The organism is Nonomuraea sp. NPDC003214 (assembly GCF_053590035.1).
In genome coordinates this window covers 107,509-124,990 of the sequence record NZ_JBSFSX010000005.1, presented here as the reverse complement: position 1 = coordinate 124,990, position 17,482 = coordinate 107,509, and the positions used below count along the sequence as shown (strand labels likewise).

Annotated in this window: 12 protein-coding genes; 6 read left to right on the top strand and 6 right to left on the bottom strand. The window is 73.2% G+C overall.

Annotated elements, in window-relative coordinates:
* Nucleotides 1-197 precede the first annotated feature (197 nt).
* From ACWDXC_RS16350 to ACWDXC_RS16335, 4 genes are read left to right on the top strand one after another with little or no spacing between them, the layout of a single operon-like run.
* On the top strand, nucleotides 198-3,287 hold the full coding sequence (locus ACWDXC_RS16350) for an ABC transporter permease (protein WP_449982275.1): 3,090 nt from the start codon (nucleotides 198-200) through the stop codon (nucleotides 3,285-3,287).
* Nucleotides 3,284-5,899 carry an FtsX-like permease family protein gene (locus ACWDXC_RS16345; protein WP_449982272.1) on the top strand — a complete coding sequence of 872 codons (2,616 nt, stop codon included), beginning with the start codon at nucleotides 3,284-3,286 and terminating at the stop codon, nucleotides 5,897-5,899. Before ACWDXC_RS16350 ends, ACWDXC_RS16345 begins: the two co-directional genes overlap by 4 nt.
* The gene (locus ACWDXC_RS16340) at nucleotides 5,896-6,819 is read left to right on the top strand and encodes an ABC transporter ATP-binding protein (protein WP_219507487.1); all 924 of its coding nucleotides are present in this window, start codon (nucleotides 5,896-5,898) and stop codon (nucleotides 6,817-6,819) included. The genes ACWDXC_RS16345 and ACWDXC_RS16340 overlap by 4 nt, the downstream gene beginning before the upstream one ends.
* On the top strand, nucleotides 6,809-7,507 hold the full coding sequence (locus tag ACWDXC_RS16335) for an ABC transporter ATP-binding protein (RefSeq protein ID WP_219507485.1): 699 nt from the start codon (nucleotides 6,809-6,811) through the stop codon (nucleotides 7,505-7,507). The genes ACWDXC_RS16340 and ACWDXC_RS16335 overlap by 11 nt, the downstream gene beginning before the upstream one ends.
* Here the strand turns inward: ACWDXC_RS16335 and ACWDXC_RS16330 are convergent.
* On the bottom strand, nucleotides 7,464-8,828 hold the full coding sequence (locus ACWDXC_RS16330; RefSeq protein WP_449982268.1) for an MFS transporter: 1,365 nt from the start codon (nucleotides 8,826-8,828) through the stop codon (nucleotides 7,464-7,466). The genes ACWDXC_RS16335 and ACWDXC_RS16330 overlap by 44 nt on opposite strands.
* Nucleotides 8,829-8,896: 68 nt before the next feature.
* On the opposite strand from ACWDXC_RS16330, the gene ACWDXC_RS16325 reads away from it, so the two are divergent.
* Nucleotides 8,897-9,385, top strand: a complete 489-nt coding sequence (locus ACWDXC_RS16325) for a MarR family winged helix-turn-helix transcriptional regulator (protein ID WP_357585165.1) — start codon at nucleotides 8,897-8,899, stop codon at nucleotides 9,383-9,385.
* 250 nt (nucleotides 9,386-9,635) lie between these two features.
* Here ACWDXC_RS16325 and holA read toward each other — a convergent pair whose 3' ends face one another.
* Nucleotides 9,636-10,616, bottom strand: a complete 981-nt coding sequence (gene holA, locus ACWDXC_RS16320; RefSeq protein WP_449982265.1) for a DNA polymerase III subunit delta — start codon at nucleotides 10,614-10,616, stop codon at nucleotides 9,636-9,638.
* 171 nt (nucleotides 10,617-10,787) lie between these two features.
* On the opposite strand from holA, the gene ACWDXC_RS16315 reads away from it, so the two are divergent.
* On the top strand, nucleotides 10,788-11,252 hold the full coding sequence (locus tag ACWDXC_RS16315; RefSeq protein ID WP_449982262.1) for a hypothetical protein: 465 nt from the start codon (nucleotides 10,788-10,790) through the stop codon (nucleotides 11,250-11,252).
* A gap of 64 nt (nucleotides 11,253-11,316) precedes the next feature.
* Here ACWDXC_RS16315 and ACWDXC_RS16310 read toward each other — a convergent pair whose 3' ends face one another.
* The 4 genes from ACWDXC_RS16310 to hutI all read right to left on the bottom strand — a co-directional run bounded on the left by ACWDXC_RS16310 (nucleotide 11,317) and on the right by hutI (nucleotide 17,417).
* Nucleotides 11,317-13,815 (bottom strand): ComEC/Rec2 family competence protein, encoded by a 2,499-nt coding sequence (locus tag ACWDXC_RS16310; protein WP_449982259.1) that lies wholly within the window; start codon nucleotides 13,813-13,815, stop codon nucleotides 11,317-11,319.
* A gap of 412 nt (nucleotides 13,816-14,227) precedes the next feature.
* Nucleotides 14,228-15,055, bottom strand: a complete 828-nt coding sequence (locus ACWDXC_RS16305; protein WP_449982256.1) for a helix-hairpin-helix domain-containing protein — start codon at nucleotides 15,053-15,055, stop codon at nucleotides 14,228-14,230.
* A 69-nt stretch (nucleotides 15,056-15,124) separates the two neighbouring features.
* Nucleotides 15,125-16,195 (bottom strand): DegV family protein, encoded by a 1,071-nt coding sequence (locus tag ACWDXC_RS16300; protein ID WP_449982253.1) that lies wholly within the window; start codon nucleotides 16,193-16,195, stop codon nucleotides 15,125-15,127.
* A 13-nt stretch (nucleotides 16,196-16,208) separates the two neighbouring features.
* Nucleotides 16,209-17,417 carry an imidazolonepropionase gene (gene hutI / locus ACWDXC_RS16295; RefSeq protein ID WP_219517764.1) on the bottom strand — a complete coding sequence of 403 codons (1,209 nt, stop codon included), beginning with the start codon at nucleotides 17,415-17,417 and terminating at the stop codon, nucleotides 16,209-16,211.
* Nucleotides 17,418-17,482: the final 65 nt, after the last annotated feature.

Here is a 17,482-nt window from a genome sequence, read left to right as displayed (position 1 = left end):
GGGTGCGGCGTTTTGTGTTGCGCCCCCGCTCCTCCCATACTCCGCTGAGTGAAGTATGTCCATGCGGAATGTGTCACAGTTTCAATATCACATACGCATCGCCGCAGCGTATCGGCTCTGTCACCGTTGAAAAGACGACCTTGCGGCCGGAGCGGGCACTGCTCAAAGGTTCACCTAACCGGGTGAATGGGGGTCGCATGCGGGGGCCGTTAGTCGTCAAGCGTGCGTTCAGCGAGCCGTTGCTCCTGCTGGCGGCGTTCGGCTCGATCCTGCTCGCCACCACCACGCTGGTCGCGCTCACCATGTACGCCTCCTCGATCGCCGAGGCGGGCGTGCTCCGGACGATGGAGACCGCGCCGCTGCGGCAGATCGCCGTCACCGTGAACGCCCCGGTGACGGCCGAGGACTTCGGCAGGCAGGACAAGACCGTACGGGACGCCGCCGCCGAGGCCTTCGGGGGCGTGCCGGCCGAGATCTCCACCAGCTTCCGCTCCGACTCGTACGCGATGCCCGGACAGCAGGACCGCAAGGTCCCCGAGCTGCTCAGGTTCGGCGCCTACGACGGGCTGGACAAGCACGCCAAGCTGGTCTCCGGCACCTGGCCCGAGCCCGGCGGCGACGTGGTGCAGGCGGCGATCCCGCTGTCGGCGTCCTCGGCGTCGGGGCTGACGGCCGGTCAGGAGATCAGCACCGAGGGCCGGCTCGACGGCAAGACCGTCAAGGTGCGCATTACCGGCGTCTTCCAGCTCGACGACCCGTTCGGCGACCGCTGGACCGGCGAGCAGCTGCTCAGCCGGGGCGTCGAGAGCGGGCAGTTCACCACGTACGGGCCGCTGATGGTGCCGCGCGAGACGTTCCTGTCCAAGTTCGCCACCCACGTCACGACCACGTGGACGCTCGTCCCCGCCGTGCGCGACCTGACGCCCGAGCAGCTCCGCCCGCTCGCCGCCGCCGTGGACGAGCTGCCCGAGGCGCTCAAGTCCGGCGGCTGCCCGTCCTGCCAGACGACCACGCGGCTGGCCGAGGTGCTGACCCAGCTCGACACCGCCTCGCTGGTCGCCCGCTCCACGATGCTCATCCCGGTGCTGCAACTGCTGCTGCTCGCCGCGTACGCGCTCATGCTGACCGCCCGCCTGCTGGCCGACCACCGGCGGATGGAGGTGGCGCTGCTGCGCTCGCGCGGCGCCGGAACGCTGCGCCTGGCCGGGCTGGCAGGCGGCGAGGCGCTGCTGGTGGCGGTGCCGTGCGCGGTCGCCGCGCCGTTCCTGGCGCCGCCGCTGCTCGCGCTCATCAACATGCTGCCGTGGATCGCCGCCTCCGGCGTCCGGCTGGCGCCCGTCGCCGACCTGGGCACGTTCCTCGTCTCCGCGGGCGTGGCGCTGGCCTCGGCCGTGCTGCTCATGCTGCCCGCCCTGGCCGGGGCGCGGCGCACGTACGTCGAGGAGCAGGCGTCGCGGGGCCGCGGCGGCGGGCGCGGGCTGATCCAGCGCGCGGGCGCCGACCTGGCGCTGCTGGTGGTGGCGGCGCTGGCGATCTGGCAGCTCCAGCACTACGGCGCGCCCGTCACCACGACCGCCGGCGGCGGCCTGGGCATCGACCCGCTGATCATCTCCGGCCCGGCGCTGGCGCTGCTCACCGGCGGCATGCTCGGCCTGCGGCTGGTGCCGCGCATCTCCCGGCTGGCCGAACGGCTCACGGCCAAGCGGCCCAGCCTGGCCCCCGCGCTCGGCGCGTGGCAGGTCAGCAGGCGGCCGCTGCGCTACTCCGGGCCCGCGCTGCTGCTGACCATGGCGATCGCGATCGGCATCGTGTCGATGGCCACGGCCTCCACCTGGCGGGCCTCCCAGCTCGACCAGGCCCGCCACCAGGCGGGCGCCGACCTGCGGCTGTCCGGGCCGCCCGAATCGCCCGAGCTGGGCGTGTCCGGGCGCGGCACCGCGTTCACCGCCCTGCCCGGCGTCACCGCGGCCTCGCCCGCCTTCCGCGGCCAGGTCGACCTCAGCGGCCAGACCGTCACCCTGCTCGCCCTGGACGGCGGCAAGCTGGAGCGGCTCTTCCAGCTCCGGCCCGACCTGTCGGCGCAGTCGGTCGGGGCGATGTCGCGCGGCCTGGTCGCCGGCCGGGCCGAGGCCACCGGCCTCGAACTGCCAGGACAGCCCACCACGCTCACCGCGGACGTGCGCACGAACCGCGTGTGGCCGGTGCGGGCGCGGATCTCCGACGCGCTCGGCGTCTGGCACGACCTGCCCGTCGTCGTCGACCAGCAGGGCACGGGCCGGGTGGACCTCAAGTGGCTGGGCGGCAAGACCGGGAAGATCGCCTACCCGCTGACGGTCCGCGGGTTCATCGCCACGCCGCCGCCCGTCGAGGAGGCGGCCGTGACCGTCACCGTGTCCGGCCTGGCCGCCGACGGCCGTGACCTCGGCGCGCCCCAGGTCAGCATGGAGGTGGTCGGAGACCTGCCCGTCCTGCGGACGTTCGCCCCGCTGCCGAAGCCGGGCCCGCTGCCCGTCGTCATGACCGCCGACCTGGCCGCCGCCAGCAAGCTGACCGCCGGGCAGAGCGGGCGGATCAACCTGGACCGCCGCGTCATCGACGTCACGCTCGCCGGCGTCGTCGACCGGATGCCCACGACGGACCCCGCCCAGCCGGCGCTGCTGACCGACTGGACGACGCTCCAGGAGCACGGCCTGTCCGCGGCGCTGCTGCCGCGACCGGCGACGGAGTGGTGGCTGGCCACCGAGGACGGCGAGACGAGCGCGGCGACGGCGGCGCTGCGCGTCAACCCGCAGTGGGACGTCACCGTGACCGACCAGCGGCGGCTGGCCGCCGAGCTGCAGGACGACCCGCTGGCCAGCGGGCTCCAGGGCGCGCTCATCCTCGGCTTCCTGGCCGCGCTCGTGTTCGCCGCCCTCGGCTTCCTGGTGAACGCGACCGTCGCGGCGCGCGAGCGGATGTCGGAGTTCACGATCCTGCGGGCGCTCGGCGTGAGCTTCCGGCAGGTGTTCGGGCTGCTGGCCGTCGAGCAGGCGTTCGTCGTCGGGCTGTCGCTGGTGGCCGGCACCGCGCTGGCCGTGGTCGTGGGCAACCTCGTCGTGCCGCACATCGTGCTGACCGGGCAGGCGGCGGCGGTCACGCCGTCGGTGCTGCTCGACATTCCGTGGCTCGCGACCGCGGGCATGCTCGCGCTGGTGGCGCTGGTGCTGTTCGCCATCGTCGCGGGACTCGCGCGCAACCTGCGCAGGCAAGGGCTCGGCCGGGTCCTGCGGATCGGGGAGGACCAGTGAAGCTCCTGCACCTGGCCCGGGTACACCTGGGCGCGGTGGCCGTGCTGCTCGCGCTGACGCTGAGCGCGTGCCTGCTCGTGGCGGGGCTGCCGCGCGTGACGCAGGCGGCGTTCGACGCCGCGCTGCGCGAGGCGCTGCTGAAGGCGCCCGCCGAGCGGGTCGACCTGACGACGATGATGACGACCGACTCCCCCAGCCAGGACCTGACCCGGGCCCAGGCCTTCGACGAGCTCGAGCAGGACATGCGCGCGGTGCTGCCCGCGCCGCTCGACCGGCTGATCGCCCCCGCCGGCACGGGCACCGGCCACTCCGGCGCGAAGACGTACGGGACGCCGGTCTCCGGCACGGGCGGCAAGCAGTACCTCAACCTCGCCTGGCTGTCCGACCAGGAACGCCGCGTCACCTGGGTCGAGGGCCGAGCCCCCGGCGAGCCGGCCACGACCACCTGGAACAACCAGGAGCTCACGCTCTTCGAGGCGGGCATGGCCCGCGAGGCCATGTCGGCGCTCGGCATCAAGATCGGCGACACACGGATCATCGGCGAGAACAACTACGCCGCCGTCAAGGTCGTCGGCGCCTTCGAGGCCAAGGACCCGGCCGACCGCTACTGGAGCCACAACCAGGACGTCATCAACCTCCAGCTCAACCGCCCGGCGGGCAGCCTCGACGAGGAGGTGCACGCCACCGCGCTGATCTCCGACCAGGGCCTGAGCAAGCTCAGCGGGCGCGACCGCAACCTGACCTACTTCTGGATCCTGCCGCTGCGCACGCAGGCGGCCACCGCGCTCGACGTGCCCGAACTGCTCCCGGCGATCAAAGAGTTCGAGCGGCGGATGAAGGTCGCCGACGGGATGCTGCCGCGCCAGATCCTGCGGACCGGGCTGCCGGAGATGCTCGGCTCGTTCCAGGCCCGGCTGGCGACCGCGCAGACCGTCATGTACCTGGTGCTCGGCGGGCTGCTGCTGGTCGCGCTCGGCGTGATCCTGCTGGCCGTGCAGCTCCTGGCCGACCGGATGGACACCGCGCTCGGGCTGATGCGGGCGCGCGGCGGGGCGCTGCGGCAGCTCGCCGGAACGGGCGCCGGGCTGGTCGCGCTGGCCGTCGTGCCCGCCGCCCTGGCCGGGTACGCGCTCTCGTACCTCTTCCCCGGGCCGGTGCTGCCGCTCGTGCACGCGGGCCCGCTGCTCGTGGTCGTCGTGGCGGTGGCGTTCGCGGCGGCGCGGATCGCCGTCGCCCACCGGACCCCGCTGAACGAACGGCGCGACGACGTGGCCACCGCCCGGCCGTCCGCCAAGCGGATCACGCTGGAGGTGCTGATCGTCGGCCTGGCGCTGGCCGGAGCCTACCTGCTGCGCACGCGCGGGCTGACGACCGACGTGCGGACCGAGGGGCAGGACCCGTTCCTGCTGCTGGTCCCGCTCGCGCTCGCGCTCGCCGCGGGGCTGATCACCATGCGCTGCTACCCCTATCCGCTGCGCCTACTGGTACGGCTCGCGGCCCGGATGCGGCCGGCCGTGCCGTTCCTCGGGCTGACGCGGGCGGCCCGGGCGCGCTCGTTCAGCATGCTGCCGGTGCTGATCCTGCTGCCGGCGCTGGGCGTGTCGGTGTTCGCCTCGGTGGTCTCCGGCGGCGTCGACGACACGCAGCGGCTGGCCGCCTGGCAGAGCGTGGGCGCGCCCGCCACCGTCACCTCCCGGATGGAGCTGCCCGCCGAGACGATCGAACGCGTGCGTCAGGTGCCCGGCGTGACCGCCGTGGTGCCCGCCCAGTACGCCTCGGTGCAGGTCGGCCACACACCGGAACGGGCCGAGCTGCTCGCGGTCGACCTGCGGAGCTGGCAGGGGCTGCTCGGCGGCTCCCCGATCACGCTGCCCACCGCGGGGACCGCGCCGTCCGGCATCCCGGCCGTGGTCTCGCCCGCGCTGGCGGGGCGCGGCACGTTCGAGATCGGCTGGAACTCGCGGCTGAAGATCACCGAGACCGGCGTCGCCCCGACGCTGCCCGGCTTCTTCACCGAGGGCAAGTTCATCGTGGTGCCGTTCGACGTCGGGCAGCGGCCGGTGGTCAACACGCTCATCGTCGGCGGCACCGCGTCCGCCGAGGCGCTGCGCGCCGCCGTACCCGGCACGATCGTGCGGACGCAGGCCGCCGCGCTCGCCGACATCCAGGACGACCCGCTGACCGGCACCGTCCGCACCACGCTGCTCGTGGTGACGATCGCGCTGTCCGCGTACGCGCTCGTCGCGGTGATCATCGCGCTGGTGATCGGCGCCGCCGACCGGGCCAGGGCGCTGTCGTTCCTGCGTACGCTGGGCCTGTCCGACCGGCAGGCACAACGCCTGACCGTGCTGGAGGTCATGCCCATGATCCTCGTCACCGCCCTGGTGGGCCTGGCCCTCGGGCTCGTCCTGCCCGCCGCGCTCGGGCCCGGCGTCGACCTGTCCGCCTACGCCGGCGGGCTGCCCGTCGGCGACTACGAGCTCGACCTGGTCACGCCGACGGCGCTGGCCGCCGGGCTCACCCTCGTGGCCGTGCTCGGCGCCTACGCGCACACCGCCATCAGCCGCCGCCGCAGCCTCGGCGCCGTACTCCGAGTGGGTGATCTGTCTTGAACCCGACCCTGTCCGAGCTGGAGGCGCAGGCCAGCAAGGGAAAGGCCGCCTTCGGCGGCGACGCGCACATCGTCTGCGACAACCTGGTGCGCATCTACAAGACCGAGGGCGTCGAGGTCGTCGCCCTCCAGGGGCTCGACCTGCTCGTGCAGAAGGGTGAGCTGCTGGCCATCGTCGGCGCGTCCGGCTCCGGCAAGTCGACGCTGCTCAACGTGCTGTCCGGGCTGGACGTGCCCACGGCGGGCGTCGCCAAGGTGGGCGGCATGGACCTGCTGTCGATGACGGCCAAGGACCGGCTGCGCTACCGGCGCGAGGTGGTCGGGTTCATCTGGCAGCAGACGGCGCGCAACCTGCTGCCGTACCTGTCGGCCCGGGAGAACGTCGAGCTGCCGATGAAGCTGGCCGGCAAGGCCAGGCGCGGCCGGGCGACGGAGCTGCTGGAGCTCCTGGGCGTCGGCTACTGCGCCGACCGGACCACGCCCGAGATGTCGGGCGGCGAGCAGCAGCGGGTGGCCATCGCGGTCGCGCTCGCCAACGGCCCGCAGCTCGTGCTCGCCGACGAGCCCACCGGCGAGCTCGACAGCGACACCTCGGAGCAGGTGTTCGACGCGCTGCGCAAGGCCAACAGGGAGCTGGGCGTGACCGTGGTCGTGGTGACGCACGACCCGCTGGTGTCGGAGCAGGTGGACCGCACCGTCGGCATCCGCGACGGCCGCACCAGCAGCGAGACGCTGCGCCGCGAGGACGCCGAGGGCCAGATCATCGCCGAGGAGTACGCGGTGCTCGACCGGGTGGGCCGCCTGCAGCTGCCGCGCGACTTCATGAACGCGCTGGAGATGGAGCGCCGCGTGCGCCTGGAGCTGGAATCCGACCATATCGGGGTATGGCCGGCGAGAGAGGAGCCGTCCGGTGAGCAGTGAGCCGCTCGTCGTCGTCGAAGGCGTCCGCAAGGTCTACCGCAGCGGACCCAAGGAGGTCGTCGCGCTCCGGGAGGTGTCGTTCGAGGCGTACCCCGGCGAGCTCGTCGCCATCCGAGGCCGGTCCGGATCGGGCAAGACGACGCTGCTCAACCAGATCGGCGGCCTCGACAGGCCCGACGCCGGCCGCGTGGTCGTCGCCGGGCACGAGGTCACCTCGCTGTCCGAGGACAACCTGCTCGCGCTGCGCCGCGACGTCGTCGGGTTCGTGTTCCAGTCGTTCGGGCTGATCCCCGTGCTGTCGGCGGCCGAGAACGTCGGCGTGCCCATGCGCCTGGCCCGCACCCCCGTCGAGGAGCGCGAGAAGCGCATCCGCATGCTGCTCGCCCTCGTCGGCCTCGAACAGCACGCCAACCAGCGCCCCTACGAGCTGTCCGGCGGCCAGCGGCAGCGCGTCGCCATCGCCCGATCGCTCGCCAACCGGCCCCGCCTGCTCGTCGCCGACGAGCCGACCGGTCAGCTCGACTCCCAGACCGGCCGGCAGATCATGCAACTGCTGCGCGCCCTCGTCCGCAGCGAAGGCGTCACCGCCCTGGTCGCCACCCACGACCCGGGCCTGATCACGCTCGCCGACCGGGTCCTGGAGATCAGCGACGGCGTGCTGCGAGAGGCCGCGCTGCAGGAAACCTGACCACCGCCGCCAGGTTCGCCACGGCCACCAGCACCGCCCCGGCCACCAGCAGCCCCGGCATCCCCGTCACCCCCGCGAGCGGCGCCGCCACCGCCAGCCCGAGCGGCCGCGACGCGAACGAGATCAGCCCGTCGAACGACCGCACCCGGCCCAGCGCCGCCTCCGGGATCTCCTCCGCCAGCAGCGTCTCCCACAGCGGGCTCAGCACGCCCAGCCCGAACATCGCCACCAGGTACGCCCCCGCGATCCCCCACGCGGGCAGCGGCACGGCCAGCGCGACCAGCGGCAGCACGTACAGCGCCGCCCCGGCCTGCGCCGCCACCAGCGGCCTGCGCACCGGCAGCCTCGGCGCCACCAGCACGCCCAGCACCAGCCCCACCGTGCCGCACTGCACGATCAGCACCCAGCTCGCCTCGCCGCCCAGCGCGTTCACCGCCGTTAGCGGGCCCAGCGTCAGGAACAGCCCGGCCACGAAGTGCCACACCCCATGCCCCAGCACCGCCGCCACGAACCAGCGCCGCGCCCGCACCTCCCGCCACCCCTCGGCCAGCTCCCGCCCGAACGCCCCCCTGCCTCCCCGCCCTCCCGCCCTGGGACCGGCCCCCGCACGGACACCATCCGCCGCCGAGGTGGACCCTGTACGGGCGTCATCCTGCGCGGGGGTCGACGCCATGCCACCCGGCGCAGGGACCGGCCCTCCGCCACCCCGCGCAGGGACCGCCCCGACGCCACCCCGCGCAGGGACCGCCCCGACGCCACCCGCCTTCAAGTCGGAGCTCGTACGGATGCCGCCGAGGGTCAGGGCCGAGCAGGCGAACACGGCGGCGGTGAGCAGCGCCGACCAGCCCGGACCGGCGGCCAGCACGACGCCGCCCGCCAGCGCGGGCGCGAGCACGCTCGACAGGCTGGTGGCCACGCCGATGCGCGCGTTCACCCGCAGCCGCGCGTCCGGCGGCACGACGGCGACCACCAGCCGGGGCACCGCCGGCATCCCGAACGCGATCGCCACCCCGGTCACGGCGGACAGCACCGCCAGATCGGCGATCCGCCCCACCCCCGCCAGCAGCTCGATCCCGATGCCCGCCTGAGCCAGACAACGCACCAGGTCGGCGACCAGCACGACCCGCGCGGGCGGCAGCCGGTCGGCGACCACCCCCGCCACCGGCAGGCACAACAGCAGCGGCAGCAGCTCGCACGCCAGCACCAGACCCAGGTCCTCGGCACTCCCCGTGGCCCGCAGCACCGCCAGCGTGAGCGTGGTCGGGATCAACGCCGTGGCCAGCGCGGACAGCGCACGCCCGATCAGCAGCCGTCTCGTCATGGGCCACGACGTTAATTCGTCAGCTAATGTTTCGTCAACAAAATACTTGCTGCCGTATAGTGCGTCGCGTGGAGGACTCCGTCGACCGTCATCTCGCCCGCTGGCGCGGCAAGGCCCCCTACGACGAGCGCGTGGAGGGCATCGTCACCCGCATGCAGGTCCTGGTGAAACACCTGGCCCACAGCAAGGAGACGGCGCTGGCCCAGGTCGGAATGCAGGACTTCGAGTACGAGACCCTGCACCGCCTCGTAGCCGCCGGAGGCACCGCCACGCCCTCCCAACTGGCCGCCGAGCTCCTCCTGTCACCCGCGGGCATGACCGGCCGCCTCGACACGTTGGAGAAGTCCGGCCTCGTCCGTCGCGTACGCGGCACCTCCGACCGGCGGCGCGTCGACGTCGAGCTCACCACCCGGGGGCACGACCTGTGGATGGAGGCGATGCTCCTGCGCGCCGAGGTCGAGACCGCCCTCATCGCCGCCCTCACCCCCGCCGAACGCCAGACCCTGGACGGCCTCCTCAAGACCCTCCTGACCAGCGTCGAATCCCGCCCCTCCTAGTCGAATCCCGCCCCTCCTAACTGCACCCGCCCCTGACCCTGGCCCGACCCTGACCCCTGCCCCAGCCCCTGTCCCACCGCCCAACCCGACTCGACCCCAGCCCCAGCCCCAGCCCCAGCCCCAGCCCCAGCCCCAGCCCCAGCCTCAGCCTCAAGGATTGGACATCCTCGAACACCGGCCGGTCGGTAGCCAGCCCTCACATGTGACGCGCCGAGGACCCCCACGCGGAGAGTCGAACGCCTGCGCCGGGTCAGCGGCCGGTGCGGCTCGCCACGATGACCTGGACCGTGTGCTCCAAGGCGTAGGCCGGGTCGGCGCCGCCGCCCTTGACCTGCTCGTCGGCGTCGGCCACCGCTTGCATGGCCCGCGACAGCCCCTCCGGCCCCCACCCGTTCAACTGCCGCTTGACCCGGTCGATCTTCCACGGCGGCATGCCCAGGTGGCTGGCCAGCTGCCCGCCGCGCAGGTTACGCGGTGCGCCGCCCACCTTGGCGATGGACCGCAAGCCACCGGCCAGCGCACTCACCAGCAGCACCGGCGCGACCCCCGTGCCGAGCGCCCAGCGCAACTGCTCCAGCGCCTCGGCCAGCCGGCCCTCGACCGCCGAATCGGCCACGTTGAAGCCCGTGACCTCGGCCCGGCCCTTGTGATAGCGGGCCACGGCGTTGAGGTTGATGGTCTTGTCCTGCGTGTCGAACGCCAGCTGGCTGCACGCCGCCGCGAGCTCCCGCAGGTCGTTGCCCACGGCGTCGAGCAGCGCCTGGGCGGCGTCGGCGGAGATGCCGCGGCCCGCCCGCTTGACCTCCTGCTTGATGAAGTCGAGCCGCTCCCCCGCCTTGGTCACCTTGTTGACCGTGACCACCGACGCCCCGGCCTTCTTCACCCCGTCGACGAGCGCCTTGCCCTTGACCCCGCCGGGATGCGACAGCACGAGCACGACCTCGTCCGACGGCTGCTTCGCATAGGCCACGACCTCGGCGATGACGTCCTTGACCAGGTCCTGCGCCGACCGGATCACCACCACGGTCCGATCACCGAACAGCGACGGCGACGTCAGGTGCCTCAACTCACCGGCGGTCACCTTCGACCCCACCAGATCGTGCACCTCGGCCGCCTCCGCGGCGCGCGCCGCGGCCACCACGGCGCTGACGGCCCGTTCGGCCAGCAACTCCTCGTCGCCGACCACCAAGGTCACAGGTGCTGGATCGGTTCCCGCCATGTCGAGCAGCATGCCATGCCCCACCGACAACCCGAAACCGGATCCCCGCCGATCGCGCCGTCCACCGGCGCTGCCCTCACCTGCCCGCTTGGCGCGTTCGAGTGATCGCTGGTAGGCATGTCGTCGAAGCACGTCAGGCCAGCAGTCCGAACGCGATCGCCCCCGGCGGTGAAGGAGCGGCTCATGACCACCGACCCGACGATGACCCGGATCGGCCAAGGGGTGGAGCTCAATCACCAGCAGGGCCGTCGTGACGCCGCCCGTGACCTGTTCGCGCAGATCTGGGACGACATCGGCGGCGAACAGGGCGACCCGCTGCACGTCTGCGTCCTCGCCCACTCGATGGCCGACGTCCAGGACGACGTGGGCCAGGAGCTGATGTGGGACCTGCGGGCGCTCGCCGCCGCCGACCTCGTCACCGACGAGCGGGTGGCCGAGGCCGGCGTGCCGCTCTCGGTGGCCGGCCTGTATCCGTCGTTGCACCTCAACGTGAGCGAGTGTTACCGCAAGCTCGGCGACCTCGACCGCGCCCGTGACCACCTCCGGCGAGCACGGGCCGAGATCGGCGCACTGGGCGACGACGACTACGGACGGCTCATCAAGGGCGGCCTGGAGCGGCTGGCCGCCCAGCTCGGCGAACCCGCCTGACCACACCGAGCCGCCTTCTCCGCCTGCGATGCCGTCGTCAGCGTGGTCTCGGCGACGGGTACGGTTATCGGCCACGAGCTACCACCGCCAGGGTGCCGTTGTAGGTGATGACTGCGAGGTCACCGGATTTGTCCGTACGGTAGATGCGGGCGCCGAGGTGGCGTAGGTGGGCGAGGGTCGGCGGGGCCGGGTGCCCGTACGTGTTGTCCTCGCCGACGCTGATCAGGGCGGCGCGCGGGCGTACGGCGGCGAAGAACGCGGGAACCTGCCGGGGCGAGCCGTGGTGGGGCACCTTGAGGATGTCCGCCTGCGGGACGGTGGCGCGCAGCAGACTCTCCTGGGCTTCCGACTCCATGTCGCCGCTGAGGAGTGCCGTGCCGGAGCGCCAGCGTACGTGGATCACGATGCTGGCGTTGTTGAGGACGCTGCCTTCGCCGGGGCCTTCCGCCGTGGCCTCGTCCGCGCTGGGTGCCAGGACGGTCAGTGAGGCCGGGCCCAGGTCCCAGCGGGTGCCTGGGGGCGGGGTCCATTCGGGTGTGCGGTGCTGGGCGAGCTCCTCGGTGAGGCGGGCGGTCTGGGGAGTCGGGTGGCGATGCGGGGTGGTGACGACGGCGCCGACGCGACGGTTGCGGTAGACGCCGGGGAGGCCGTTCACGTGGTCGGCGTGCGGGTGGGTGAGGATCACGAGCGGGACGTCGCGGACGGACAGGCGGCGCAGGCACGCGTCCATCACGGAGGGGTCGGGGCCGGTGTCGACGACCACCGCGCGGCCCGGACCGGCCGCGAGCACCAGGCCGTCGCCCTGGCCCACGTCGCACATCACCATGAGCCATCCCTTGGGCGGCCAGGGGGCGATGATGGGCCGTAGCGCGATCATCGTGAACAGGGTGCCCGCTACGACGGCCAGCGTGATCGTCCGCCAGGCGCGGCGTCTCAGCAGCAGCACCGCCACGACTGCCACCAGGGCCAGCAGGGCCAGTCCTGCCGCGCCTCCCGGCCAGGGGATGTTGGCCATCGGGACGTTCACCGCCCATTGGGAGACCAGGATGATCCAGCCGACGGCGTAGCCTGCCGGGGCCACGAGCCACTGCGCGGCTTCGGGCCACACCGGGGCGATCAGCGCGGCGGCGAATCCCAGCAGGGTCGCGGGCGCGACAGCCGGACCGGCCAGCAGGTTGGCGGGGACCGCGATGAGGCTGATCTGGCCGGACATGAGCACCAGCACCGGGGTTACGGCAGCCTGAGCTGCGGCCGGCACGGCGATCGCCTCCGCCACCCACCGAGGCATCCGCCACCGCCGCCCCTTCGTCGCACCGGCTTCGGGGTGTTCGTCCGATCGGTACGGGGCGAGGGGTGATGCCTGCTCCCAGGTGGGAGGCAGGGGTTGCGGGTCCGAAGGCGTTGGGCACCGGGAGCTTGGACCCTGGGGCGCCGGATTCGGGTGCGGCGGGCGCGAGGGCGTTGGGCACGGAGAGCTCGGACCCTGGCGCGTCGGGCTCGGGTGCGGCGGGCGCGGGGGCGTTTGGCCCAGGAACGTCGGGCTCGTGGATGTCGGACCTTTGGGCGTCGAGCCCGTGGACGCCGGGCCCGTGGACGCCGGGCCCGGCGACGTTGGGCTTTGGGCTGTTGTGGGGGTGTTCGTGAGGTGGGCGCGCCAGCGGGGGGCCAGGAGCAGGATGCCTGCCGTTGCCGTTACCGACAGGGCGAAGCCGTAGGAGTGGGCCAGGTCGGGGGCGAAGAGGATCAGCAGGAGGACCGTCACCGAGAGCGCCGCCAGGCCGTCCTTGGCGCGGCCGGTGCCCAGGGCGAGCACTGCGACGAGGCCCATCAGGAGGGCCCTCAGGACGCTCGGGGACGGCCTGGCCACCACCGCGAAGGCGAGCATAGCCAGTGCGGCGAAGGCGGCTCTGGGGGCCAAGGGGAGGCCGACGAGGCGGGAGAGGGCCAGTGCGGCGCCTGCGACTATGGCCAGGTTTGCCCCGCTGACGGCGTTGAGGTGGCTGAGGCCGGCTTCCTGGAGGTCGGAGTTGAGTTGGGGATCGATGCGGGAGACGTCGCCTACGACCAGGGCCGGGAGGAGGCCGCGCTGGTCCGGCGGGAGGGCGTCGGCGGCATCGCGGAGGCCCTTGCGGAAGATTCCGGCTGCCAACTGGAGGTTGGACGGGGGCGTGAGGATGCGGGGCGGGGTGCGGACCAGGAGGGTCGCGGCGGTCAGGGGCGCGGAGGTGGGCTTGACGAGGCGGCCGGTGACCTCGACGCGCTGGCTGGGGAGCAGATGACGCCATTGGGGGCCATCGGCGAAGACCGTGATGGGGGTGTGGACGGTGAGGTGGTGGCGTGGGGTGCGGAGGGATTCGAGGGTGGCTTCGGCGACCACGCTGTCGCGGCCGAAGTGGCCGGACTTGGGGCGTCTGATCTTGGGGTCGTTCGTGAGGGTGATCTCGGCGGTCACCGTGGTGTCCTGGGCGGCAAGGGCTGCCACGGGTCCTGTGGTGACGGCGTGGAGGCGCAGAGCGATCGAGGCTGCGGTGGCGGCGACGCAGACGAGGATGGCGATCACCACGTTGCGGCGTGCGGAGGTGGGGATGAGGGCGCATGCCGCTAGGGCCGACGCCGTTGCGAGGGCGGCGGTGGCTGTGGCGGCGGGAGTCGAGGTGGTCAGGAGGATTAGGGCGGTCGCCCAGGAGGCCAGGGCGGGGAGCAGGAGTGGCCAGGCTCGCTGGACGACGCCTTCGAACTCGGGATCAGGCTGGGACGGGGTCCCGGGGTGGGGCTGGCTTGGAGCGTGGGGCTGAGCCTCGGGCTGGGGCTGAGGGCAAGCCTCGTGATGGAGGCGGGATGGGGGCTGGGGCTTGGGCTCGGGCTGTGGATGACGCTGCGGCTGGGGGCTGTGACCTGGCTGGGTGTTGTGACTAGGCAGGGGGCTGTGGCCGGACTGGGGACGGTCGGCGGGTTGGGGGCTGCGGTGGGGCATGTCAGACGCGGACCTTGGGCTTGATTTCCTCGAACGTTCGAGGGCCTATGCCATTCACGTTGCGGAGTTGGTCGATGCTGGTGAAGCCGCCGTGGGCGGTGCGGTATTCGGCTATGCGGGCGGCGAGGACCTCGCCTACGCCTGGGAGTTGCTCCAGTTGGTCCTGGGTGGCGGAGTTGAGGTCCAGGACGGAGGCTTCGGGGGCAGGCGCAGCGGCGGTGGCTGCGGTGGGGGCGCCGACCATGATCTGTTCGCCATCCAGGAGGCGTCTGGCGAGGTTGACCGGACCCAGCGGGGCTCCACGGCGGACTCCCCCGGCGGCTGTGATGGCGTCGGTCACCCGGGCTCCGATGGGCAGGGTGTAGACGCCGGGGTCGCGGACCTTGCCGGCGACGTGGACGGTGACCTTGCCGGTGGTGGGGGTGGTGGTCGCCGGTGGGGAGGCGATCGGGGCGGGGGCGGGCAGGGGCTCCGGGGCGGGGCGGGAGCGCCAGAGGAAGAAGCCTGCGACCAGCACGGCCACGGCGGCCAACGCTAGCAGGGCGCGTACTCCTGGGCGGCCCGGGTCCAGGGAGGGGCGGGGCAGGCCGGAAGCGGCGGCCAGCTTGGACTCCCCGGAAGCGGTGGCCAGGCCGGACACGGGGGACGACTCGGAAGCTGTGGGCGGGGCTGGTGGGATATGGGGGGCGGTGCCCGGGCGGGTGGAGGCGCGGAAGGCTTGGAAGGAGGTGGGGATGCCGGTGAGCAGTGGGGCCCGGGCCGGGGTGGTGATGGACCGGAGCCGGGTCTCCGCGATGGCCCGCTCGGCGGCGAGGTCGTGGGTGCGCACGGCGAGGAATGTACGGACGCGGTGCGTGGGGCGGTGGGGCCGAATGGGGTTCTGTGGATAACCCGGGGTTCAGTGGGCGGGGGTGATGGTGACGCCTAGCATGCCTGGGCCCACATGGACGCCGATGACCGCGCCCACCTCCACGACGCGGGGGCGCGGCAGTCCGGGGAGCCGTTTGGCCAGGCGGTCCGCCAAGGCCTCGGCGCGGTCGGGGGCCGCGAGGTGCTGGACGGCGATCTCGACCAGTTCACCCCCGGCCGCTGCCCCAAGCACTCCGGCACCCCCGAAGGCCCCGGCGGTGCTGGGGGTTCCGGGGATGGCGGAGGTGCCGGAGGTGCTGGGCCCCGAAGTCCCGTAAATGCCCGGGGTGCCGAAGGTGCCGCCTGTGCGGGAGGGGTCGGGCCCCGAGGTGCCGGAGCTGGAGATGCCGGGGGTGCCGGTGCCGGAAATACTGCCCGTGCCGGGAGGGTCGATGGCTCCGGGGGTCCCGGCGCTCTCGGCGGCTGCCAATGCCTGGGCCGCGTGGACGGCTATGTCTTCCAGGCGGGCCAGGGCGCGAGAAGGGGTGCGGACCTTCTCCAGGAGGGAGATGCGGCCGTCGACCAGGTGCAGCAGCGGTTTGATCAGGAGGGCCGAGCCCAGCAGGGACGCGGCGGCGCCGATGCGGCCGCCTCGGCGGATGTGGTCGAGGGTGTCGACGTAGAAGAACGTGCGGGTGCGGGCGGCGCAGTCGCGGGCGGCCGTGGCGACCGCTTCCGCGTCGCCGCCCGCGGCGGCTGCTCGGGCCGCCGCCAGGACGGGGTAGCCGAGGCCCATGCCGATGGAGCGGCTGTCGACGACCTCGACCGGGACGGGGGCGTCGCGGGCCGCCGTGCGGGCGGACTCGGCCGTGCCGGAGAGGGCCGCCGACAGGTGGATCGAGACGACGGCGGAGGCGCCGCCTGCGGCGAGCGCCTCGTAGCAGGCGGCGAAGCGGGACGGCGCGGGCCGCGAAGTGGTTGCTGTGGCGATATTTCCCGAAAAATCGCCCTCGTCGCAGGCCATCTCCCCCAAGACCACCTGTACGGGAACCACCGTGACGCCGGGCACCTCGGGCAGGTATGCGGTGGAATCGGTCACCACGGCGACTTCAGACGGCATAGCCCGAGAGTAACTACTGAACCGGCGTGCCACCCCGCCACACCCGGCGCGGCTTGAGCCCGAAGGACCAGGCGAAGGCGCCCTCGTGGTCGGCGTCCCACTGGACGATGTCGGCCAGCCGCCCGGGCGCCAGCACGCCGCGGTCGGGCGCGCCGAGCACGGTGGCGCCGCCGAGCGTGGCGGCGCGCAGCGCGTCGTTGACGCTCATCCCGAACGCCGACACGGCCATCGCGATGACCAGCGACATCGAGGTGATGCCGCAGTGGCCGGGGTTGTGGTCGCTGCCGAGCGCGATCTGCACGCCGTGCTTGATCATCTGGCGGACCGGCGGCAGGTTGCCGCGCTGGAGCGCGGTGGCCGGGCAGACGACGGCGGGCACGCCGTAGCGCGACATGATGGCGATGTCCTCGTCGGACATGTGGTGCAGGCCGTCGGCGGAGGCGCAGCCGAGCTCGGCGGCGAGCTGGACGGCGCCGCGGCGGCTGAACAGCCCGGCGTGGATGCGCGGCAGCAGGCCGACGTTGCGCCCCGAGGCGAGCACCCAGCGGGACTCCTCGGTGGTGAAGTGGCCCTCGTCGCAGTAGACGTCGACGCTGTCGGCGCCGGCCGCCGCCGCGTCGGCGCACCAGGCGCCCACGGCCTCGACGTACTCGCGCTGGCGGCCGAAGTATTCGGGGGGCACGACGTGGGCCGCGAGGAAGGTGACGTGCACCCGCGGCATCATCGGCTCCTTCTCCAGCTCGCGCAGGAGCCGCACGTCGGCGAGCTCGCCGTCGCGGGTGAGGTGGTAGCCGGTCTTGGCCTCGACGGTGGTGGTGCCGTTGAGCAGCCAGCCGCGCAGCCGCTCGCGGACGCCGTTGCACAGGGTCCACGGGTCGGTGCCGCGGGTCACGGTGACCGTGGAGCCGACGCCGCCGCCCGCCGCGGTGATGGAGGCCGCGCTGGAGCCGCCGGTGCGGATGGCCAGCTCGGCGTAGCGGTTGCCGGCGTAAACAGGGTGCGTGTGGGCGTCGATGAGGCCGGGCGTGACGAGGGCGCCGCCCAGGTTCTCGACGTGGTCGACGTCAACGATGTCGTCGACGACGCCGGGCACGCTCTGCGGCAGGTCGGGCGCCCGCCCGACCCACGCGATGCGGTCGTTGTGCACGAGGATGGCCGCGTTGCTGAGGACCTCGTTGCCGGTCCAGAGGCGGCCGATGTTGGTCAGAAGGCGAACGGTCACCGCATCACCGCCCCGTGCATGAGCAGCACGCAGCGCACGGCCTGTGCCGCGCCCACTGAGTCCGC